This is a genomic window from Anaerotignum faecicola (assembly GCA_024460105.1).
In the GTDB taxonomy this organism is placed as follows: Bacteria; Bacillota; Clostridia; order Lachnospirales; family Anaerotignaceae; genus JANFXS01.
This window is the reverse complement of record JANFXS010000002.1, coordinates 323043-346367: the sequence shown is the minus strand read 5'-3', so window position 1 is coordinate 346367 and position 23325 is coordinate 323043. Positions and strand designations below refer to the sequence as shown.

Annotated in this window: 20 protein-coding genes and 1 other RNA gene; 15 read left to right on the top strand and 6 right to left on the bottom strand. The window is 41.4% G+C overall.

What is annotated here, in order from left to right; genetic code table 11:
- The first annotated feature begins 9 nt into the window (after positions 1 to 9).
- From NE664_04270 to dnaB, 3 genes are all read left to right on the top strand, one after another.
- A complete protein-coding gene (locus NE664_04270; GenBank protein MCQ4725877.1) occupies positions 10 to 2001 on the top strand; it encodes a DHH family phosphoesterase in 1992 nt (663 codons plus the stop codon).
- Positions 2002 to 2448 (top strand): 50S ribosomal protein L9, encoded by a 447-nt coding sequence (rplI, locus tag NE664_04265; GenBank protein MCQ4725876.1) that lies wholly within the window; start codon positions 2002 to 2004, stop codon positions 2446 to 2448.
- A gap of 106 nt (positions 2449 to 2554) precedes the next feature.
- On the top strand, positions 2555 to 3904 hold the full coding sequence (gene dnaB / locus NE664_04260; protein MCQ4725875.1) for a replicative DNA helicase: 1350 nt from the start codon (positions 2555 to 2557) through the stop codon (positions 3902 to 3904).
- A gap of 709 nt (positions 3905 to 4613) precedes the next feature.
- Here dnaB and NE664_04255 read toward each other — a convergent pair.
- Complete coding sequence (locus tag NE664_04255; GenBank protein MCQ4725874.1) at positions 4614 to 5381, bottom strand: aldolase/citrate lyase family protein; 768 nt, start codon at positions 5379 to 5381, stop codon at positions 4614 to 4616.
- 17 nt (positions 5382 to 5398) lie between these two features.
- The gene (locus NE664_04250; GenBank protein MCQ4725873.1) at positions 5399 to 5926 is read right to left on the bottom strand and encodes a DUF2148 domain-containing protein; all 528 of its coding nucleotides are present in this window, start codon (positions 5924 to 5926) and stop codon (positions 5399 to 5401) included.
- Positions 5927 to 6221: 295 nt separating this feature from the next.
- Here NE664_04250 and NE664_04245 point away from each other — a divergent pair, with 295 nt between their 5' ends.
- The 4 genes from NE664_04245 to NE664_04230 all read left to right on the top strand — a co-directional run bounded on the left by NE664_04245 (position 6222) and on the right by NE664_04230 (position 11580).
- Positions 6222 to 7634, top strand: a complete 1413-nt coding sequence (locus tag NE664_04245; GenBank protein MCQ4725872.1) for an MATE family efflux transporter — start codon at positions 6222 to 6224, stop codon at positions 7632 to 7634.
- Positions 7635 to 7725: 91 nt separating this feature from the next.
- A complete protein-coding gene (locus NE664_04240) occupies positions 7726 to 8424 on the top strand; it encodes a FadR family transcriptional regulator (GenBank protein ID MCQ4725871.1) in 699 nt (232 codons plus the stop codon).
- Positions 8425 to 8740: 316 nt separating this feature from the next.
- The gene (locus tag NE664_04235; GenBank protein ID MCQ4725870.1) at positions 8741 to 10720 is read left to right on the top strand and encodes a sodium-translocating pyrophosphatase; all 1980 of its coding nucleotides are present in this window, start codon (positions 8741 to 8743) and stop codon (positions 10718 to 10720) included.
- A 188-nt stretch (positions 10721 to 10908) separates the two neighbouring features.
- Positions 10909 to 11580, top strand: a complete 672-nt coding sequence (locus tag NE664_04230) for a DUF2461 domain-containing protein (protein ID MCQ4725869.1) — start codon at positions 10909 to 10911, stop codon at positions 11578 to 11580.
- A gap of 639 nt (positions 11581 to 12219) precedes the next feature.
- Here the strand turns inward: NE664_04230 and NE664_04225 are convergent.
- The 4 genes from NE664_04225 to NE664_04210 all read right to left on the bottom strand — a co-directional run bounded on the left by NE664_04225 (position 12220) and on the right by NE664_04210 (position 14900).
- A complete protein-coding gene (locus tag NE664_04225) occupies positions 12220 to 12396 on the bottom strand; it encodes a hypothetical protein (protein MCQ4725868.1) in 177 nt (58 codons plus the stop codon).
- Positions 12393 to 12770 carry a hypothetical protein gene (locus tag NE664_04220; GenBank protein ID MCQ4725867.1) on the bottom strand — a complete coding sequence of 126 codons (378 nt, stop codon included), beginning with the start codon at positions 12768 to 12770 and terminating at the stop codon, positions 12393 to 12395. The genes NE664_04225 and NE664_04220 overlap by 4 nt, the downstream gene beginning before the upstream one ends.
- Positions 12771 to 13299: 529 nt before the next feature.
- Positions 13300 to 14481: a diaminopimelate decarboxylase gene (locus NE664_04215; protein ID MCQ4725866.1), complete on the bottom strand. Its 1182-nt coding sequence runs from the start codon at positions 14479 to 14481 to the stop codon at positions 13300 to 13302.
- Between the two features lie 47 nt (positions 14482 to 14528).
- Entirely contained in the window at positions 14529 to 14900 is a 372-nt protein-coding gene (locus NE664_04210; GenBank protein ID MCQ4725865.1) for a tautomerase family protein, read from the bottom strand.
- A 188-nt stretch (positions 14901 to 15088) separates the two neighbouring features.
- Between NE664_04210 and NE664_04205 the strand changes: the two genes are divergently transcribed.
- The 8 genes from NE664_04205 to rnpB all read left to right on the top strand — a co-directional run bounded on the left by NE664_04205 (position 15089) and on the right by rnpB (position 23247).
- Positions 15089 to 16096 carry a deoxyguanosinetriphosphate triphosphohydrolase gene (locus tag NE664_04205; GenBank protein ID MCQ4725864.1) on the top strand — a complete coding sequence of 336 codons (1008 nt, stop codon included), beginning with the start codon at positions 15089 to 15091 and terminating at the stop codon, positions 16094 to 16096.
- 106 nt (positions 16097 to 16202) lie between these two features.
- Positions 16203 to 17987, top strand: coding sequence for a DNA primase (dnaG, locus tag NE664_04200; protein MCQ4725863.1), 1785 nt, complete (start codon positions 16203 to 16205; stop codon positions 17985 to 17987).
- A 69-nt stretch (positions 17988 to 18056) separates the two neighbouring features.
- The gene (gene rpoD / locus NE664_04195; GenBank protein MCQ4725862.1) at positions 18057 to 19130 is read left to right on the top strand and encodes an RNA polymerase sigma factor RpoD; all 1074 of its coding nucleotides are present in this window, start codon (positions 18057 to 18059) and stop codon (positions 19128 to 19130) included.
- A gap of 157 nt (positions 19131 to 19287) precedes the next feature.
- Complete coding sequence (locus NE664_04190) at positions 19288 to 19710, top strand: copper amine oxidase N-terminal domain-containing protein (protein ID MCQ4725861.1); 423 nt, start codon at positions 19288 to 19290, stop codon at positions 19708 to 19710.
- 2 nt (positions 19711 to 19712) lie between these two features.
- Positions 19713 to 20408, top strand: coding sequence for a class I SAM-dependent methyltransferase (locus tag NE664_04185; protein MCQ4725860.1), 696 nt, complete (start codon positions 19713 to 19715; stop codon positions 20406 to 20408).
- Complete coding sequence (locus NE664_04180; protein MCQ4725859.1) at positions 20395 to 21198, top strand: Nif3-like dinuclear metal center hexameric protein; 804 nt, start codon at positions 20395 to 20397, stop codon at positions 21196 to 21198. Before NE664_04185 ends, NE664_04180 begins: the two co-directional genes overlap by 14 nt.
- Before the next feature lie 12 nt (positions 21199 to 21210).
- Positions 21211 to 22872, top strand: a complete 1662-nt coding sequence (locus tag NE664_04175) for a nucleoside kinase (GenBank protein MCQ4725858.1) — start codon at positions 21211 to 21213, stop codon at positions 22870 to 22872.
- Between the two features lie 32 nt (positions 22873 to 22904).
- Positions 22905 to 23247, top strand: an RNA gene (gene rnpB / locus NE664_04170) — RNase P RNA component class A.
- Positions 23248 to 23325: the final 78 nt, after the last annotated feature.

The following is a 23325-nucleotide window of genomic DNA, read 5'->3' as shown; positions in this document are numbered from 1 at the left end:
GGATTTTAAATGGACGGCGAAAATAACGGGGGAAATAACAAAAAAGCGGCTTTTATGAAAACTGCCGCCGCTGTGGCCATAGCTTTTGCCGTGTTGGGCGTTATTTTGATTTTTCCTGTTATGGCGGTTTTTTTGGCGGTTGTTTTTGTTATAGTGCTTGTAATAGTTTTCTGTGCGAAATTTGCGTTCGGCATAAATTTTAACGACAGTTCGGAAAGTTTGAACAACATGGCGGCGGCTATTGATATAACCGACATTGACGATATTAAAAGCCTCGTAAGCGTGCCGCTGCCGTTTGCCGTTGCAGACGGGAATAAACGCATTATACTTTATAACGACGAGTTTAAAGGCCTTATAAATTTTGAAACGTACGGAAGAACCCTCAATGAAGTTTTCGGCAAATTCGACGTCGGGGCGTATACACAGTTTTTTGACATTGGCGGCATGCCTTACGACGTATTTTGCGGGAATATTCCAAACAAAAAAAACGGCGGCGTTATGTATACAATATGCCTTGTAAATGTGTTTGAAAGGGAAGCGCTCAAAAGGGATTTGAGGAATAAGAAAACAATACTGGGCCTTATTTACCTTGACAATTATGAGGAAGTAACCGAGAGCGCCGACGACGCCCAGGTGCCGCTTTTAACGGCCCTTATTGACAGGAAAATCAATAATTATATATCTGGGTTCGGCGGTGTTGTAAAAAATTTCGAAAAAGACAGGTATATATTTGTTTTGACGAACGAAGCTTTAAATAATGCAAAGGAAAAGAAATTTGAAATTACAAATACTGTTAAGGAAACAAAAGTAGGAGATCACATACCGGTAACTTTGAGTATAGGGATCGGCATAAGCGGAGGCGGGCTTGACGCGTCGATGAAAAATGCAAGGGAAGCTATTGAACTTGCCCTGGGACGCGGCGGGGATCAGGTGCTGATTAAAGATGATGAAAAATACCAGTTTTTCGGCGGAAAAAGCGGCGAGGTTTCGCACAATGCGAAAATCAGGGCAAGGGTTAAGGCGGACGCTTTGGAAGGGCTTATAAACGATGCGTCAAACGTGTTTATAATGGGGCACAGGATGCCCGATTACGATGCTTTAGGAGCGGCGGCGGGAATGGCAAGGATTGTAAGGAGTCTCGGAAAAACGCCGTATATTGTTTTGGACTATGCGCCTAAAGGTATAACCCCGGTTTATAATGCGGTTTTATCATGCGAAGAAAACAGGGGGATTTTTATAAAAGGACGCGACGCGCTTGAATTATATGACGACAGATCCCTGCTTATAGTTGTGGATACTTACAGGCCGAGCCTTGTGGAAAACAGGGAAGTACTTAACGGCATAAAAAAAATAGTTGTATTCGACCATCACAGAAAAAGCGCCGAATACATTGAAAATGCGGTTTTAACATACCATGAGCCCTATGCTTCTTCAACATGCGAGCTTGTTACGGAAGTTATACGCCATATGGGGGATAAAGTAAGGCTCAAGCCCGCCGAAGCCGACGTTATATTAAGCGGGATTATACTGGATACCAAAAGTTTTTCGGTAAGGGCAAATACGGTCACGTTTGAATCGGCTGCATATTTAAGGCGCAACGGTGCGGATTCCATACGGGTTAAGGAGTTTTTCAGAAATGATTTTGAAGATTTTAAAATCAAATCCGAAACAGTCGGAAGCGCCGAGATCTATAAAGGCGGAATAGTAATTGCAAAGTGCGGGTATGAAACGGAAGGCGTGAGCATTATATGCGCCCAAGCGGCGGATGAACTGATGGAAATAAACGGCGTAAAAGCGTCTGTTGTGATTTCTAAAATATATGGTAAAATATATATATCTGCAAGGAGCCTAGGCGACGTTAACGTACAGGTTTTAATGGAAAAAATAGGCGGCGGCGGCCACCGTACAATGGCGGGATGCCAGTTTGAAAACATGGATATTGACGAAGCTTTGGAGAAAGTTAAACTTGCAGTCGACGAATACTTAAAGGAGGAAGAATAAATGAAAGTTATACTTCTTGCCGACGTTAAAGGCGTTGGCAAAAAAGGTCAGGAGATAAATGCAAGCGACGGATATGCGAGGAATTTCCTTATTCCGAAAAAACTCGGGATGGAGGTAACCGCCTCAAACCTTAACGACATTAAATTGAAGAAGCAGGCGGATGACAGAAGAAAGGCCGAGGAACTTGAGGAGGCCAAAAAGACAAAAGAAATACTGGAGCAAAACGAAGTTAAAATTGCCGTTAAAACGGGCGAAAACGGAAAGCTTTTCGGTTCTGTGACAAACAAAGAAATTGCGCAGGCTATTGAAAAAACAAGCGGCGTAAAGGTTGATAAAAAGAAAGTTGAGCTTGACGACCAAATAAAAATGGTGGGTACAAGGACGGTTCCGGTTAAGCTGCACCCGCAGGTAACGGCGGAGGTTAAGGTGGTTATTACAGAAGCGTAAATCAAACGCTTAGACTTTGCCGCCTAAAGGCGTAATTTTATCGGCACGCCTTATTTTCAAACAATTTTTAAGCAGAAAGCGGAAAAAATAAATTCAGGTGGTAAGAATGGAAGAAAATAACAGCCAAAATTCACATTTTCAAAGGGTTCCTCCGCATGACGTTGAAGCGGAGCAGGCGGTTTTAAGTTCTATGTTTATAGACAGGGAAGCCGTTGCGGCCGCAATGGAAACTCTTACAAGTTCTGATTTTTACAGGCCTGACAACGGGCTTGTTTTTGAGGCCGCTATGGAGCTTTATTCCGCGGGAAAGCCTATTGACATTATAACTGTTAAAAACAGGCTTGAAGAAAAGGGCGTTTTTGAGCAAATAGGAGGTATATCATACCTGGCCCAAATTTCTTCGGCTGTGGGAAGTTCTGTAAACGCAAGGCATTATGCAAGGATTGTAAGCGAGAAATCGCTTTTAAGGCGGCTTATAAAGACTTCCCAGGATATTTCCCAGGAATGTTATGAAGGAAGGGAACCTTTAAACCATATTATGGAAAATGCCGAAAAAGGCATTTTTGATATAATGAACGGCAGGAATACGGGCGAAGTGACGCATATACGCGACGTAGCCGTATCCGCATTTGAAAAAATTGAGGATATATATAAAAATAAAGGCGCCGTAACGGGAGTGCCGTCGGGATTTACGGATTTTGACGCTAAAACGGCAGGCCTGCAAAAAAGCGATTTAATTTTGCTTGCCGCAAGGCCGTCGATGGGGAAAACAGCCTTTGCCCTCAACATTGCGCAGAACGCCGCAATACGGCATAACGTCCCTGTTGCAATATTTTCGCTTGAAATGAGCAAGGAGCAGCTTGTTAACCGTATGCTTTGCTCTGAAGCAATGATTGACGCGCAGAAGCTCCGTACAGGCGATTTGACCGACGACGATTGGCCTAAGCTTATACAGGCAATGGGGCCGTTAAGCCAGTCCAACATATTTATTGACGATACGCCCGGGGTTTCGCCTATGGATATACGCAGCAAATGCAGGAGGCTGAAACTTGAAAAAGGGCTGGGATTAATACTTATAGACTATTTGCAGCTTATGAGCGGCGACGGAAAGTCGGATTCAAGGCAGCAGGAGATTTCATCAATTTCACGTTCCCTTAAAGCTATTGCAAGGGAAATGGACGCGCCGGTTATAGCGTTAAGCCAGCTGAGCAGGGCTTGCGAACAAAGGAGCGACCACAGGCCTATGTTAAGCGATTTAAGGGAGTCCGGAGCTATTGAACAGGATGCCGACGTGGTTGCATTCCTCTACAGGGACGAATACTATTTCCCTGACAGCGACGCGAAAAATCAAGCGGAACTTATAATTGCGAAACAAAGGAACGGCCCGACGGGTACGGTGGAGCTTGCATGGCTCGGACAATATACAAAGTTTGGAAACCTTTTAAAATCATATTAAACGGTATTTACTCCTAAAATCACCGTAAATCGCGGAATTGATTTAAAAATCCATGGGTCTATTTGTATTTGCCTTAAAACGGTATAAAACCATGTATTTTTTCTTTAACTGGCAACATATCAGAAACATATTAAAACTTATATGCGGACGTTGGACGGCAAATAATTTTTTGTGTGTTTTAAAAGACATATATAATATGAAATAACTCAGATGCAAAATAATTGCATTATGTGTGCAATATTTTATTAAGCGGATAGCTTTTTAACAGCAAATTATATGTGTTTTGGGTATGGAAATTTGCAAAGCGGATTTTAAAGTTTGTATTTTACAAGTTTTTCCGACTCGTTTGACTAGATAATAGAAAGATTTGTAAGCCGCATAAACTACGCGGCTTTAGGAAAGTAAGGATTGCCATAGTTTTGTTGGGCGTATATTTTGAAGAAAAAATAATAAAAGCCGTCGGCGTATAATTGCCTTCGGCTTTTTATTATTTTTAATTTTGTCAACTTCAATGCGCTTGAAAGCAAGCGGTTTTATAAATATTTTGTGAAATATAATTGGCGCCGCGATTTGCCATTTAAAATTAAAAGCTATGCATACATTAGGATTTTAGTCATGTTGTTGACAAACATAAATTTATAAATGGAATGTTTCAGTTTAAAGCTCGAATCATTTAACCGCTTAAACTGGTTTTTTGTGGAATGAATCCTTACTTAATTGAATTAAGCGATTTTATAAGTTTGCCGTAAGTATCGGCAATTATTTTGCAGTCGACGCCAACGGGCATGTAACGGAATCCCTGTTTAATCCGTTTTTCGGCGTCCTCTGCATTGCTTGTGAATATTCCGGCAATTTTTCCATGGCGTTTGCATGCGTCAAGCATTTTCTGTGCGGCGGCCTCTACCATAGGATCGTCGGTTTTTCCCGGTATGCCCATGGACTGGCTCATATCAAACGGGCCGAATATCAAAACGTCAAGCCCTTCCGTTGCGGCTATTTCATCTATATGTTCAAGTGCGGAAATATTTTCACAGTGGAATATAACAAGAGTTTCGCTGTTTTCCCGCTCCATATATTCGTTTATATCAAAAATTCCATATCCGCACGCCCTGTGGAATGAAACGCCCCTTTTGCCGTATGGATGATATTTGGCATATTTAACTGCATTTTCGGCGGCTTCTTTTGAATTTATCTGGGGGACATGTATTCCGTGCGCTCCGACGTCAAGCGTCCTTAGTATGAGGGATTCGCTGTTTTCACATACGCGCACTACAGGGGTCATGCCGCATGCTTCCGCAGCGCGTATCATCGGGATTGACGTTTCTGGGGAAATATATCCGTGCTCGCCGTCAAGGACAACAAAATCAAAACCAAGCAAACCGCATATTTCAACTATATCCGGCGAATTTATGGCGATGAATGTCCCGAAGGCAGATTCGCCGTTATAAAGCTTATGTTTTAATTTATTTTTAAACATATTGCCCTCCTTTGGATTTATCTGTCAAAATAAGGACTTTTTCCAAGGGTCGAAAGTGGGACTGCAAGTATTTTTTTAACGTCTTCGCCAAGGTAGCCGAGCCTTTTGGCGGCAACGCCGGCCGAAAACATAATCCTGTTGTCGATCCTGTTGTTTGCGGCAACCGATACCGCTGAACAAACGGCGATTCCAAGGTCAATGTCATCGTAAGCGCAGTGGCCGTTGTTTGCGGCCATTTCGGAACAGTCTTTATAGCCGCAGAAACCGCATGCGGGCACGCCTTTTGGCCCTCCCGTTGTGCCGATAAGCACAACAGCTCCCGATATTTCAAGGTTCTTTGCATCCCTTTCAAAAAATGCGGCGCCTGTTTCGTCAAAAAGCCGACGCATTTCAGCTATTACGGCGTCTTTTTCATCTTCTGTTATAATTCCGGTAACTATTTTGTCTATTCCCCGTGCTTTTGGCGCTGTCCTTGCAGCCGCGCACATTCTTTCTGCAGTGTTAAGTATTGTATTTTTTTCTGCTAGAGTTCCTCTGATAAACATATTGTTTCCTCCTTTGGCTGATGTTTTATATACATAATATCACTGTTAAAAAAAAGTGGCAACAGTTGACTGCTTTGCTAAAGTACAAAATATATAAGATTTAGGTATAAGAAGATTTTTGGCTTAAATTATTCAGGCAATATCTTTTGTTTTATAATGGCATAAATATAGAATTTTTATGTTATTATAAAAGTTTATTATTGCGTTAGTACCAAAATGGTGTTAGAATAAAAAATACTGCATAATTTGCATATGGCAGATATATGTAAAATGCACAAAGTAAGGAGGTAAATTAATGGAAGAAAATGTAAGAAGTATGGGAGCAAATGAAAATCCTTTGGGATTTGAACCGGTTAAAAAGCTGCTTTTCAGGTTTGCTGTTCCGGCTGTTGTGGCAATACTTGTTAACAGCCTGTACAATGTTGTAGATCAAATATTTATCGGCCAGGGGATTGGATACCTTGGAAACGCCGCAACAACTGTAGCTTTTCCGATAACGACGATAGCCCTTGCATTATCGATGCTTTTCGGTTCTGGCGCGGCGGCTTATGCGGCTATTAAACTCGGCGAAGGCAGAAACGATATTGCTGAAAAAGTTTTGAACAATTCTTTTGTTATATTGGTTGGAGTTGGAATAATAGTAGCGGTTGTGGGAATACTTTTTCTTGAGCCAATGCTTTACTTATTCGGTGCGGCGGATAGTTTTATAGAATATGCAGTTGATTACACATTTATAATCCTTATCGGTATGCCGTTTATGGTGCTCGGTTCGGGGCTTTCAAACCTTGTCAGAACAGATGGAAATCCAAACCTTTCTATGATTAGTATGCTTATCGGCGCCGCCCTAAATACAATCCTCGATCCAATTTACATATTCGTTCTCCATTGGGGAGTTAAAGGCGCGGCAATCGCTACTATAACAAGCCAGATAATATCCGTTGTTATAATAATGAATTATTTCACTAAAAAAAGCAGGATGCGCATTAAAAAGAGTTTGTTTAAGCTCGATTTGGGGCTTGTAAAAACTTTTACCGTTTTGGGGATTGCAAGTTCCACAACTCAGATCGGTATGACCGTATTGCAGGTTATACTCAATAAATCGCTTTTGTACTACGGGGATCTTTCTTCCGTAGGGGGAGATGTGGCGCTGAGCGCGATGGGAATAGTTTTAAAAGTAAGCGGTATAATTGTAAGTTTCAGCATCGGAATAAGCATAGGCATACAGCCGATTATAGGGTTTAACCTTGGGGCAAAACATCCGCACCGGGTTAGGGAAACATATACTTTTGCAGTTATGCTTGCTTCGGTTATTGCCGTTTTAGGCTGGGTAATGTGCGTGTTCTTTCCGGAAGCGCCGCTGAGCCTTTTTGGGACTGACGATGCAAATTTTGCGGAATTTTCATACAGATGTATGCGAATATACCTTTCGGCAATATTTCTTTCGGGATTTATTATTATCTCAACAGGTTATTTCCAGGCGACGGGGCAGGCTGTTAAAGCGTCTGTGCTGTCAATGATGCGTTCCCTATTGCTGCTTGTGCCTTTTATATTGGCGCTGCCTTTATTTTTCGGGCTTGACGGCATTTTGTATGCAGGCCCTCTTGCCGAGATTATAAGCTTTATAATTGTTTTATTCTTTTCAGTAGGCGAAATGAGGAAATTAAAGGCGCAGATTTCCGAAGAAAAGAAAGCGGCCGGCTTATATTAATAAAAATAGGTGCGTTAAGTTGACAAACATTTGACAATGGACTAAAATTATAATTGAAAGTGGGGCTGAAAACGACAAAGGGGATAGTGCTATGGAAATAAAATCTATACAGACAAAGAAAATCTATAAAAATATAGTTGAACAGATAATTTTCCTTATAAGGGAGGGCAGCCTTAAATGCGGCGATAAACTCCCTCCGGAAAGAGCGTTGGCCGAAATGCTTGACGTAAGCCGCGCGTCTTTAAGGGAAGCTTTGAGCGTAATGGAAATTATGGGCGTTGTCGACATCAGGCCCGGCGAGGGCTCTTTTGTTTCAAACCTTGACGTTCAGCCGTTTATTGCCCTTGTTGTGCCTCTTCTTTTAAAAGAGGACGGCCTTGAAGACGATCTGTTGGAGTTTCGTAAAATGCTTGAAATATCCGGGATAAGGCTCGTCTGCAAAAACGCCGAGAAAAATAGGGAGCTTCTTGACGAGCTTAAAAGTACGATTGATGAAATGGGCGAAAAGCTCGACGACGCGGAAGCGGGCGCAAAGCTCGATGTGAAATTCCATCGACTTCTTTTTTCGATGAGCAACAACAAAGTCCTTGTTAAAGTCCTGGATTACCTTGGATTTATTTTGGAACGCACAGTTAAATTTAACAGAAACGCTATACTTGTAAAACAGGAGCGCGCCGAACTTCTTCATAAATATCATACCGATATATACCTTGCTATTGTCAACGGCGATTATAAGGAAGCGGAAGCGGCTCTTGAAACGCATTTTGATTTTGTTCACAGCAGTTTGTAATTTTATATTGGTTTAAGCATGAAGCCAAAAATATTTATTGATATTTTTGGCTTTTTTGTTATTAAAATCCGGAATTTCGGAAATAATCGGATAATGTTTTTTAATATGCTTATCCGCGGCGTCTTATAGTTTGATATTAATTATATTTTTAGTAATACAACCAAAATGTTATTGAAATTACAGCAATAATATGGTAAAATTAACATTTGTAAAATATATAAATTTTTCAGCTATAGTAATAATGGTATAATGAATGGCAGTTAAATATTATAATAGGCTGAAAAATGTAAAAATTTAGAACGGGGGTTGTGAAAAAATGGAGAACATGGTAGTTTTAGCTCCTATTTTGGGAGTAATTGCGCTTGTATTTGCTTTTGCTTTAGCTTCTAAGGTATCCAAAATGTCTGAAGGGACAGACAGGATGAAAGAAATTGCAGGCTCAATTCATGAAGGGGCGCTTGCGTTCCTTACGGCTGAATATAAGATACTTATTGTATTTGCAGTCGTACTTTTTCTTCTTATAGGATTTGCTATCGGTTGGATAACTGCCGTATGTTTTGTGGTTGGCGCGGCGTTTTCAACCCTTGCCGGATATTTCGGCATGAATGTTGCAACAAAAGCAAATGTCAGGACGGCAAATGCGGCAATGGAAGGCGGAATGAACAAAGCCCTTTCCGTAGCGTTTTCGGGCGGGGCCGTTATGGGTATGTCGGTTGTAGGCCTCGGCCTTCTCGGCGCAAGCGTTATATTTATGGTGACGGGAAATGTCGAGGTATTATCGGGATACAGCCTTGGAGCTTCTTCGATTGCATTGTTTGCCCGTGTAGGCGGCGGTATTTATACAAAAGCGGCGGACGTAGGAGCAGACCTTGTAGGAAAGGTGGAAGCCGGAATACCTGAGGATGATCCGCGAAACCCTGCCGTTATTGCGGATAATGTAGGAGATAACGTAGGCGACGTTGCGGGCATGGGGGCTGACCTTTTTGAATCTTATGTCGGTTCAATCGTTTCGGCTTTGACCCTCGGCATTGTGGCTTACGGCGCAAGCGGAGCTGTATTTCCGCTTCTTCTTTCGGCGGTAGGCATTGCGGCGGCTATTATAGGCTCATTCTTTGTAAAGGGCGATGATAAATCAAGCCCGCATAAAGCTTTAAAAACAGGAACATATGTGGCGAGCGCGCTTGTTGTTGTGGCGTCTTTCATATTAAGCAATATGTTTTTCGGAAGGATGCATGAAGCTATCGCTATTATTGCCGGGCTTATTGTCGGCGTATTTATCGGTATTGTGACGGAGATCTATACTTCCGGAGATTATAAATCAGTTAAGAAAATTGCGGAACAGTCTGAAACCGGACCGGCAACAACGATTATAAGCGGGCTTGCGGTCGGTATGATTTCAACTGCCGTTCCTATTTTATTGATTGCAGTCGGAATATTTATTTCATATAAGGTTGCGGGCCTTTACGGAATTGCCCTCGGAGCGGTAGGAATGCTTTCAACTACAGGTATTACGGTTGCGGTTGACGCTTACGGGCCAATCGCCGACAACGCCGGAGGTATTGCCGAAATGTCGGGACTTGACCATTCCGTAAGAAATATTACGGACAAGCTTGATGCTGTAGGAAACACAACTGCCGCTATGGGCAAGGGTTTTGCTATAGGTTCGGCGGCTTTAACGGCTTTGGCGCTTTTCGTTTCATATGCGGAAGCGGTTAAATTAAGCGCTATCAATATTTTGGACTACAAAGTTATTATAGGTTTATTTATCGGCGGTATGCTTCCGTTCCTTTTCTCGGCGTTTACAATGGAATCTGTAGGAAAGGCCGCATTCCAAATGATTGAAGAAGTTAGAAGGCAGTTTAGGACTATACCGGGAATTATGGAAGGAACGGGAAAACCGGATTATAAAAGCTGTGTTGCTATTTCGACGCAGGCCGCTTTGAAAGAAATGCTTGTTCCAGGCATTATGGCTGTTGTTGCGCCGCTTATTGTAGGAATACTTCTTGGGCCGGGAGCGCTTGGCGGGCTTTTGGCGGGCTCTCTCGTTACAGGCGTTTTAATGGCTATATTTATGTCAAATGCCGGCGGAGCATGGGACAACGCTAAAAAATATATTGAAGAGGGCAATCATGGCGGAAAAGGCAGTGAAGCTCATAAAGCGGCTGTCGTAGGCGACACGGTAGGCGATCCGTTTAAGGATACGTCAGGCCCGTCAATCAATATACTTATTAAATTGATGACGGTTGTTTCACTTGTTTTTGCACCTCTTTTCCTCCAGTTCGGCGGGATACTTTAATATTGCGGATGCGTTTATTTATTAAGGACGCCGGGCATTAAATTTTTGCTTTGCATTTAAGCGGATACAGTTATGTATCCGCTTTTTTTGTCTGATTTTAAAATTTGAATTACAGTATTCCGGTTTGTTTGACATTTTGTTTATGCATAAGTATAATATTTAAAATATATTATTTGCGGGGGATTAATATGGGATACAATGAAAGCTTTACGGGGTTCCCACGGGAAATGATAGATTTTTTATGGGAACTGAGATTTAATAATAATAAAGAATGGTTTAATGCCAACAGGGACAGGTATAAATTGCTTTTAAAAGAACCTATGGATGCTTTTGCCGCACAGCTTGGCGAGGAGATATATTCAAGAACAGGAAAAATTGCTTTGCCTTCTGTTTCGAGGATAAATAGGGACGTGCGTTTTTCAAAAAATAAGGCTCCGTATCGTGACAACAAATGGATTGTTTTTAAAAGGGAAACGGGGGCATGGACGGCAAGACCGGTTATTTTTTTTGAACTCGGCCCGGATTATTATATGGTGGGGATGGGCATATATGAAAGCCTGCCCGTATATATGAAAGCCTTCAGGAAAAAAGTTGACGCTAACACGCCGTATTTTGAAAGGCTGGCAAAAAAATATAACGGCAACGAAAACTACAAGCTTGACGGCGATTTTTATAAAAAAAAGCTTGGAGATAAAAGCGAAGACGTTATGCAGTGGTATCAGAGAAAAGCAATTTCGCTGGTATATAAGCGTGAAATAGACAGTTTGCTTTTTGAAAGGGAGCTTATAGATTTTTGCGCGGGAGAATTTGAGTATTTGACGCCTCTTGTAGACTTTTTTGACAGTATAATGATAGAATAACGCTTTTGCAAGAGTATTTTACATTAATAGGTATTTTGTTATCGGTTCATACGGCGCCTAAATAATAAATTTTTGACTTTTTATTATTTCAGACGCTTTTTAAATAATGAAATAAATTAAAGTAAAAAAGCCCAAACTGCTGCTTAAAGAACAAGCGTGTCTGGGCTCATGGCTTATGAAAACATTTTAAAAGTTATAATTTTCTTTTTTTATATAAATCTTTCATTTGCATTTGTCGATTTGCTTTTTATGCCGAGCCGAATAAAAACAAATTATGATTAAAATGTTGTTTTAATATTTTTAGTATAAGGATTATGTTTATCTGATTATCCATAAATGAAGGATATATTTATTCTTTTCGGCCGGTTTCGGTTTACAAGAGCACATATGGTTTTAACGGGCTTTATCGGCGCAATAGGCGTGTAAAAAACGCTTGCCGTAGGATCGCCGTGCCTGCGAGCCTTTGCCTTGCTATTATGATGCGCCGACGCCTGTTAAAACTATCTGACATCGCAAAAGGAAAATTTTTGCAGTTTTAGACGCATATGCGCCCCCCAAGCGATCCTATGCCAAGTTTATGCCGCATGGAAATACGGAAAATTTTTCATTGTAGAGTGTATGTGCCATTGTAAACTGAAATTATACCTTTTTAAAAAATTTTTTTAAAATTAAAAAACCAACCATTGTAAAACCGCCGCCGAAGGAAGCTGTGGCGGGGCCTAAAATCGGCCCTAAATCCAAATCCATTATGAATGCGGCGATAAGAAGCATTATGCCGAGGACAAGAGATAAAACCCCGAAAATGATATTTTTCATGTCTTTCCACCGCCTTCAATATCTTCATCTTTTTGCCAAACAAAACTGTCGGCTATTTCCTGCACAGCGTCGTATGCGTTTTCTGATAAAGTATAGTTTGTAAGATGAATTAAACAGTATCTGTAGTCGTCTATAATGTAATACTGTTTTGTAACGGCGTCGCTGTCCTCTATTGTAAATATATACTCTGTATATCCCTGTTCCGTATAGGTGCCGTCGCCGTTTAGGGTAGCGTTGGTACCGTTAAGCTGGAATAAAAGCTGGTTCAGTATTGCGTCTTTGAATTTTGAGTGCTCATCGGCGCTGTACTTGTTTGAGCCTATATTAACGGAAATATTGTCGGGAAGCGTATCGTTTTCATGTCCTTCCTGCACATAAAAAATTTTTTCGTCGGTTGAATATTCATCTGACTTAATCCAGCCGTCCGGAACAGTGTAGCTTCCGGGAAATTTGTTTTCTTCAGATTTTGCGCCGCTTTATTCCTGTACGGTATGCGCGGTTTCGGCATCAGGCGTTTTATTTTCCGTTGTACCCTCGCCGCACCCTGTTAAGAGCAGTACTGTTATTATTAAAGAAAAAAATTTTTTTTTCATATGTAATCCTCGCTGTAAACTAAAAGTTATTATTACAGTAATTTATTTAAACCATTACGTATTAGAATATTTTGTTGTTACAGGCGTATATTTTGCCTCCGATACTCATTATATCCGCCGTGCAAACCGCGAACGGCGAAACAAAATAAAAAAGAAGCCAAAAGCAGGTTTGCACAGCAGTTTCTTATAATGATTGTTTAAGGCATATTGACGTTCATAGTAAATAAAGCGGTTTGCACTGATAATACAGATAAGCTTTCATACGTGTAAAAAGCGGGTTCGACAGCTTATTATAATTGTCCCGGTAAAGTTAAATTAAATATTCTTTAGGCAGATCATGGCTTGAGAATAAAAGAGGCGTAAGCGTGTAGGCATAGCTTCCGGCGTTTGTTATTGTAATTTTATCTCCTATTTTGGCCTTCGGAAGCTTGATGCCTTTTGCAACGGTGTCGATAGCGGTGCAAAGGTTTCCGCATAAATCGACTGTTTCAAGCTCTTTTTCATCGGTTAATATTGAGATTTCAAAAGCGTCTTTTGAAGTATACAGCGGTTCGCTGCTGAAACTTTCCGAAACGGGTATTTCCGTAAATATATCTCTCATTGACGCGCGGACAAAGCCGTTTAAACCGTTTTTTGCAATAAGGTATTTTTTGCCTCTTGACGTTTTTATATCGACGATCTCAGTTACATATATGCCGGCCCCGCAAAGCAGAAATCTTCCCGATTCCACAATAAGCCGTGCGTTAAGAGCGTCTTTATTTCTTGTGCAGAGCTCTCCGAAACCTTCTTTAAGCGTTGAAAAATCTAAATAAGCGTCGGAAGTTTTTGAATACCGATGGCCTATGCCGCCGCCGAAATTTATGAATTTTATATCAAAAGTCGGTTCCATGTTTAATTTTAAAGCCATATCATATACGTTGTTATAATAGTTTACCAATGTTTCGGCATTTAAAACCTGGGAGCGTACATGCACATGGATTCCCGTTATTTTTATGTTTTTGAGGCTTTTTATATATTCGCTGTTGTATAATAGTTCTTCATCCACGCCGAATTTACTGCTGCAGGGCGAGGATGAAAACATTGAAAAAAGAGGGTTGACCCTAAGCCCGACTTCCATTATAATGCTTTTTTCGGCGGCGTATGTATTAATAAGCGATAATTCGGAAAAGCTGTCTGCAGTTACAGTGCAGTTGCCGGCTGTTTTTTCTATATCGGCGCATGTTTTGCCGGCGGCCGAGTAATAGATATTTTCGGGCTTAATCCCACATTCGAGCGACAGCTTGACCTCATTTTTTGACGCCGCGTCGGAACCGACGCCGTTTTCGGCAAGAAATCCTATAACGGGAGGGAATGGGTTTGCTTTTATTGAAAAAAGTATTTCAGCCCCTTCAAGGGCGTTTTTGAGAATTTCAATATTTTTTTTAATCTGCTCTTTGCTGTAGATATAAAAAGGCGCTTCGTGGTTTTTAATGAATACTGATATATCGTTCATATCGGTTTCCTCCTAAGTTATGAAAAGGCCGTTTGGGACGGTGTTAATTAAACGGGTTCTTCAATATCGCTGGCGGGTATACCGCCTTTAATTCCCCAGTTTTCTGCGGGCTGTTCATTAAGGAAAATAAAAACATTGTCTTTTTTAAACATGGTTTTTTCATCAATGGCCGTTGTTAACGCGTCGTAAAGCTTTCTTTTAAATTCAACGGTGCGGCTGCCTGCAAGCTTTATTTCAATAAATATTTCATATGGATCTTTAAGTTCGAATAAATCCTGATCATAACGTATAACTTTAATATTGCGGTCCGTCGACTTTAAACCGAATACTTCGCGAACTTCGTCCAGAACTACGTTTTTAACAAGTATTGCCGTTTCTATTTTCCATTTATTGCCCATTTCTATTTGAATTACTGGCATTTTGGCACCTCCTCTTATATTAATTTATTCTACCCCAAATTAAACTATTCGTCCACATAATGACAAAATTGTCATTTACTTTTAATATTTCGGTCGGGCGTAAAAAAAGGATTTAGATAAAAAATGTAGTATATATATATTAAAGAGTTTTTTTGACGCCGGCAGTAAAGAGAAAGGGGGAACAGCTTTTGGATCTAAGGTATTTGCAGGAAGAAACGGAAATATCACGGCTCAGTAAATTTGCAGTTAAAAGCAGGTTTTCAAAAGGACGCGTTACGGAAGAAGAAAAATGCGATATACGGACGGATTTTCAAAGGGACCGTGACAGAATTATACATTGCAAGGCTTTCAGAAGGTTGAAGCATAAGACTCAAGTCTTTATTTCCCCCGAGGGCGACCATTACCGCGACCGTCTTACGCATACGCTTGAAGTTTCGCAGATTGCAAGGACTATCGCAAGGGCGCTGAGGCTTAACGAGGATTTGGCGGAGGCTATTGCTTTAGGGCATGATTTAGGGCATACGCCGTTTGGCCATGCAGGTGAAAAGGCTTTGGACAGGCTTTCCCCGAATGGGTTTGAACACTGCGAACAAAGCCTCAGGGTTGTTGACAGGCTTGAAAAGGACGGCAGGGGGCTTAACCTTACATGGGAAGTAAGAAACGGGATATTAAACCACCGCACTAAAGGAAACCCTCTTACTTTGGAAGGCAAAGCGGTTCAGCTTTCGGATAAGATTGCATATATAAACCATGATATTGACGACGCTATACGCGCCGGCATACTGTCGGCAGGCGATATACCGAAAGATATTACGGAGATTATTGGAAACACTGCCAGAAGCAGGCTTGACAGCATGGTGAGGGATACTGTTATCAACAGTACGAATAAAAACGATATTGTTGTGAGCGGAACTATGAAGAAAGCTATGGGAGATTTAAGGCTTTTTATGTTTGAAAATGTTTATACCGACGAACGCGCCGTTACTGAAGGCGAAAAAGTTGATAATATGATAGAAGCGCTGTACGGGTTTTTTATAAAAAATCCGGAAATGATGAAAACCGAATTCCTTTCCCTTATTGACGAGGGGGAACCGCTTGAAACCGTCGTATGCGACTATATTGCCTGCATGACGGACAGGTTTGCCATCAGCGTATATAAAAAGCATTTTATACCTTCTTCATGGAACATATATTAATTAAAAGAAATGACGGCAAATATTGTAATTTTATAAAATATATAAAAAAATAAAGGAAATCAAGGCCTTTTGTAGAAAAATATTTTAGAAAGGAGTAAAGCTTATTATGTTCTATTCACAGGAAATAGTTGAAGAAGTGAGAACCGGAAACGATATTGTTGATGTGATTGGCGGATATGTGCATTTAAAACAAAAAGGCAGTTCGTATTTCGGCCTGTGCCCGTTTCACAATGAGAGTACGCCTTCGTTTTCTGTGAGTGCGGATAAACAGCTTTACTATTGTTTTGGATGTGGGGCGGCAGGAAATGTTTTCAGCTTTATAATGCATATGGAAAACTGCGATTTTGTTGAAGCCCTCGCAAAGCTCGCGGACAGGGCGGGAATACCTCTGCCTAAGGAAGGGTATTCAAAAGAAGCGGAAGAAGCGGAAAAGTTAAAAAAAGAACTTTTGGATATACATATTGCAGCCGGACGTTTTTATTATTCATGTCTGAACTCCCCCGAGGGGAAAAGCGCTTTGGAATATCTTGAAAGGCGGCGTGTTTCGGTTAAAATACAGCGGAAGTTCGGCTTGGGATATTCTCCGGAGGGAAGGGACAGGCTTTTTAACTGCCTGAAGGAAAAAGGGTTTGGCATACGGGCCATGCTTAAAAGCGGGCTTGTTATGGAAAATAAGTTCGGCGGCGGTTATCACGACAGATTTTACGGACGGCTTATGTTCCCAATATTTGATATGCAGGGAAAGACGATAGGGTTTGGCGGTAGGATTATGGATAAAGGCGAGCCAAAGTATCTGAATTCGCCCGAAACTATGATTTTCAGCAAAAAAAAGAATCTTTACGGCCTTAATTTTGCAAGGGACACAAAAAGCAAAGAACTTATAATAGTTGAAGGGTATATGGATATGATAAGCATATACCAAGCGGGATACCATAACGTTGCGGCAACGCTCGGAACGGCTTTTAACGCCGAGCACGCTTTGCTTCTGAGAAAATTTTTTACGGATATAATACTTGTTTTTGACAGCGATCAGGCTGGTGAAACGGCCGCTTTAAGGGCGATACCGATACTTCTGTCGTCAGGGCTGCGGGTTAAGGTTCTTCAAGTGCCGGACGGCAAAGATCCGGACGAATTTATAAAACATAACGGCAGCGCGGAGTTTGGGAAACTTCTTGCAAACGCCGTTAATTATATAGAGTTTCAAGTCGGATGTCTGAGTAAAAAATATAATTTGGAAAATACTGAACAAAAAATGCTGTTTACAAAGGAGGCTTCCGAGATCCTTGCAAAACTTGAATCGCCTATTGAACGCGACGTTTTTGTTAAGGAACTTTCAAAAAGCACGGGCATATCGGAAATGGCTATATCCGGCGAAATTAATAATATACGGATAACAGCCGAAGAAAAGTTCGCGAAGGAAGCCGAGAAAAAGCGGATAAGAGTTTACGGCGGCAAAACTGCCGATAATACGGCTGAAAAATCGAAGGGCGTTTTGGAGGCGCAGCGCAGCATGATTTTTGTTTGCGCGACTCGGAATGAAATTTATCAAAAAGTAAAAAAATACCTAAAAGCACAAGATTTTATTGACGACGTATACATAAAGCTTGCCGGAATTGTTTTTGAAGAAGCGGAAAAAGGGAATACTATTTTTCCGGCGGATGCAGTTAATTTTTTTACTGACCCTGACGAGCAAAAAAAGGCGGCTGAAGTTTTTGCCATAAAATTTAATTATGACGGAGCCGGCGAACTTGAAAAAGCCATAAACGAATGTGTGAAGCTTATTAAAAGGACAAAAGCCGATATTCTAGCAAAAAATGCCGTTTCGGTTGAAGAGATAAAGGCTCTGATAGATCTGAAAAAAGAACTGGACAGCCTGTATATTTCTCTTTAAAAGGCATTTTTGTATAAAATTTGGCTATACGGATAAAATCTATTGATATTGGGAAAGGAAGGGTACAAATTGAAAACCCCGGAAGAAAACAACTTATTAACCCGCCTGAGGGAGCTTGTCGCAATCGGCAAGAAGAAAAAGGGCGTTTTGGAATATAAAGAAATTACGGATTATCTTGGCGACATTGAGCTTGACGCCGATCAGATAGATAAAATATATGAATATTTTGAAAGCCAGGGCATTGACGTATTGGGGAATATTGAGATTGAGGAAGAAGTTGAAAAAGATCTCGATTTATCCCTGCCCGAAGGGATTAATATTGACGACCCGGTTCGCATGTATTTAAAAGAGATTGGAAAAGTGCCTCTTTTGAGCGCCGAAGAGGAAATTGAGCTTGCAAGGAAGATGGAGGACGGCGACGAATATGCAAAGAAAAAACTTGCGGAAGCAAATCTCCGTCTTGTTGTAAGTATTGCCAAAAGATATGTGGGGCGCGGCATGCTGTTTCTCGATTTGATACAAGAGGGGAATTTGGGCCTTATAAAAGCCGTTGAAAAATTCGATTACAGCAAAGGCTATAAATTCAGCACATATGCTACATGGTGGATAAGGCAGGCAATTACAAGGGCAATAGCCGATCAGGCAAGAACCATACGTATCCCTGTGCATATGGTTGAAACGATTAACAAGCTTATCCGTATTTCGCGCCAGTTAATACAGGAACTTGGGCGTGAACCGACGGCTGAGGAGCTTGCAGTTGAAATGGCGATGCCTGTGGATAAAGTCAGGGAAATAATGAAAATCGCTCAGGAACCGGTGTCGCTTGAAACGCCTATAGGCGAAGAGGAAGACAGCCATTTAGGCGATTTTATACCTGACGACGATATACCGGCTCCGGCCGAAGCCGCCGCGTTTACGCTCCTGAAAGAGCAGCTTATCGAAGTCCTTGACACTTTGACCGAAAGGGAGGAAAAAGTTTTAAGACTGCGTTTCGGCCTTGACGACGGAAGGGCGAGAACGCTTGAAGAAGTCGGCAAGGAATTTAACGTAACAAGGGAACGTATCAGGCAGATTGAAGCAAAAGCTTTAAGAAAATTGCGCCATCCGAGCAGAAGCAAAAAACTTAAAGACTATTTAGAGTAAAATTTTTAAAGCGCAGTTGATTTAGGCAGGGAGGCGGTTTAATCTGTTTCCAGACTTGCCGACTGCGCTTTGTTATTTTTTCTGTCAAGCGCAAATCTGTTGCGGTGAAATCGGATAAAGGTTAAAATGTTATATATCAAAAAGGAGTGATCTATTAATGAAGAAATTTTTATCAATGCTTATAATATGTATCTTAACAATCGGCCCCGTAAGCGTATTTGCACAAGACAAAGGCGCGTCGCCGAAATCAGAAGAAGGAAACTACATAGAAGAAAAGCAGGTTATGATGCCCATAAGGCCCGTGCTTGACGCAATAGGAAGCAAGGCGCAGATAATTTGGGACGATAACGAAAAGAGCGCGACCGTTTTAATGGGGAGAAGGGTGTCCAAAATAACTGTCGGTTCTGATACAATGGTTTTAAACGGCGTTGAAATAGCCGTTGAAACGCCGGCCGAGATAACTGACGGCGTTCTTTTCCTGCCGCTTACGGATTTAGCTATGCTTATTGGTTTGGGAGAAGATAAGATCAGCTGGGACAGTGAAACGCAGACGGTTATATTAAATTATATCGGTGATTGACAATGGAACTTTCGGTTAGACTTAAAGCTGTCGCCGACGAGGTGAACGGCGGTATTATTGCAGATATAGGCACAGATCACGGATATGTGCCTATATATCTTGTGAAAACGGGAAAAATAAAAAAAGCGGTTGCCTGTGATATAAACAAGGGGCCGCTTTTAAAAGCGCGTGAAAATATAGAAAGGGAAGGCCTTAAAGACAAAATTGAAACGCGTTTGGGAAACGGTCTTTCCCAAATAGATGCTGGAGAAGTCGAAACGGCAGTGATTGCGGGTATGGGGGGCATGCTTATTATAGATATTTTAAAAAGCGGGGCATGCGTTGCCGAAAGCCTCAAACAGCTTGTTTTGCAGCCTCAGCTTGACATTGAAAGCGTGCGAAGGCACATACATACAATAGGGTTTAAAATTGTTAACGAAAAAATGGTGGTAGACGGCGGAAAATTTTACACAATTATAAATGCCGTAAGAGGTCAGGAAAAATATGAAAAAGAAATTTATTATTCTTTCGGAAAAATAAATATTGATAAAAAATGTCCCGTACTCAGGGAATATATTGCATACATGCTCAACAGGCTTTCGGAAATAGAAAACGGATTGAAATCAGCCGATACGGAAAATGCCGTTAAAAAAACCGAATACATAAAAAAGGAAATTGAATTGTTGAAGGAGGCTGAAGCGGCGTATGAAATGCAGTGAATTTATAAAACGCCTTGAAAAGTTTGCCCCTGTTGAATTGGCCGAAACGTGGGACAATCCCGGCCTGATTGTGGGGGACACGAAGCAGGAAATTAAAAAAGCGCTTGTTGCCCTCGACGCAACGCTTGAAGTGATAGACGAAGCCATAAGTTTAGGAGCCGATATAATAGTTACCCACCATCCGATGTTATTTGGAGCCGTGAAAAAAATTACGGATGAAACGCCGGCCGGAATAAAAATCATGAAGCTTATAAAAAATAACATAAGCCATTATGCAATGCATACAAATCTTGATATAGCTTTCGGAGGCACAAACGACAGGCTCGCCGAAATTATAGGGCTTAAGGATATTGAAATTCTCAGGGCAAGCTGCGAGCAGGACGGGAAAGAAAACGGGCTGGGAAGGATTGGGATTTTGGAAAATGAAACCGGATTTTTTGAATTTTCCCAAATGGTTAAAACCGCCCTTGGCCTTGACAGCATGCGGGTTGTCGGAAACCTTGAAAGAACCGTTAAAAAGATTGCGCTTTGTACGGGAAGCGGATTTGAATTTATGGAAGACGCCGTAAAAAAAGGCGCGGATGTTTATATAACGGCCGATTTGCGCTACCATGAAAGCCAAAAAGCCATAGAAAAAGGCATATGCCTTATTGACGCGACGCACTATGCCAGCGAAAATATTATTGTTCCGGTTATTTCCGGATATATACAGAGAATATGTTTAAATGAAGGGGTGAAAATGGAAGTTTTCAACTCGGAAGTTAACGGGCAGGTATTTAAAGATATTTAGGAGGCCATGCTGATGTCGGATAGAATTAATGTGATTGTAAACGGTAAAGAGATGACGGCCCCAAAGGGCATTACGTTTATGGAGCTTGCAAAACTGGCAGGCGATGATGAAAGGCGCTTTGTAATTGCAAAAAGCGGAAACGAGCTTTATGAACTTCTTTATACTGTTCAGGACAGTATGGACGTTGAATTTTACGACGTTACAAATATAGAGGGCATGCGGGTTTATACCAGGAGCGTTTCAATGCTTATGATAAAAGCGGCCAAGGACGTTTTGGGCGACGACACGCCGATTATAATCGAACATTCAATTAACAATAATTATTACTGCGAAATTAACAAGCCGGGATTCAGGGCGACTCAGGACGCGCTTGATGTAATCAAAAACAGGATGCGGGAAATTGTAGATGAAGATATACCTATTGAAAAATTTGTTATGTCTAGGGATGAAGCAATTGAAACAGCCATGAACAACAATATGCATGACAAAGCCCGGCTTTTCAGATATAGGAGGGCTTCAAATGTAAATTTATATGGGATAGACGGGTTTTTGGATTATTTCTATGGTTATATGGTTCCCAGCGCTGGATATTTGAAAATGTTCGATCTTGTTCCATATGAAAAAGGCTTCCTTCTGAGGTTCCCCAATAAGTCAAACCCGCATCAATATGAAGACTATGCTAATTTTGACAAGGTTTCTTCCGTATTTATGGAACAGCTCGAATGGTGCAACCTTATGAAAGTCAACAATGTTGCCGATCTCAACGACCTTATTGTTAACGGCGGTTTTGGACAGCTTGTGCTTATTAACGAAGCTCTTCATGAAAAGAAAATTGCCCAAATTGCGGACGCTATTCTTGAACGTAAAAATAAAGTTAAAGTTGTGCTTATTGCCGGGCCTTCTTCCTCCGGGAAAACGACGTTTGCACAAAGGCTTTGCGTTCAGCTTAGGGTTAACGGGCTTGTGCCGCACACAATAGGCCTTGACGATTATTTCGTAGAAAGGGGCCTTACTCCGTTGGACGAGGACGGGAAACCCGATTTTGAAGATATAAACGCCCTTGACATAGAGCAGTTTAATAAGGATCTTATGGGTCTTATAAACGGCGAAAAGGTTGAAATACCAAGCTATAATTTTATTTTGGGACAGCGCGAATATAAAGGGCGTTTCCTTCAGCTTGACAAGGACGATATTATAGTTATAGAAGGAATACACGGTCTTAACGACACTTTGACTAAGGACATACCGGACGAAAGCAAGTTCAGGATATTTATAAGCGCCATGACGCAGCTTAATGTGGACGATCACAACAGGATTTCAACTTCCGACAGCCGTCTTATAAGGCGTATTGTAAGGGATCATCAGTTCCGCGGCATTGACGCGGCAAAAACGCTTGAAACATGGCCCAGCGTAAAACGCGGTGAAGAAAGGAACATATTTCCGTTTCAGGAGAATGCCGACGTTATGTTTAATTCGGCTACAATTTATGAGCTGTGCGTTTTAAAGCCGTATATAGAACCTCTGCTTTTTAAGATTGACAAAACTTATCCGCAGTATATAACTGCAAACAGGATTATTAAATTTCTGGATTATTTCCTTGCGGTTGACAGCGGCTGTGTTCCCAATAATTCTATTTTAAAGGAATTTCTCGGCGGCGGCGTCTTTAAAGTTTGACACGGTTTTTGATATATGGTATAGTTTATTCGTGAGTAAGCCAGACGGCCGCCCTAACCTTTACGGCGAAGGGAGGAAAGTCCGGGCTTCACAGAGCAAAGGCGCCGGCTAACGACCGGTGAAGGCGACTTCAAGGAAAGTGCAACAGAAATAAACCGCCATATAATATATGGTAAGGGTGGAAAGGTGGGGTAAAAGCCCACCGCCCCGACGGTAACGCCGGGGGCTCTGTAAACCCCGCCTGAAGCAAGACATATTAAAGCGAATGGGGCTGCTCGTCCCGCTTTGGCAATTGTCGCATGATGATGCTGGCGACAGCATACCAAGATAGATGGCCGTTTAATACAGAACCCGGCTTATAGACTTGCTCACTTAAAAATCCCATGTTTTCATGGGATTTTTTATTTTATAATAATATATTTTATATGTTAGCTTCAGTTTACAAGGGCACAT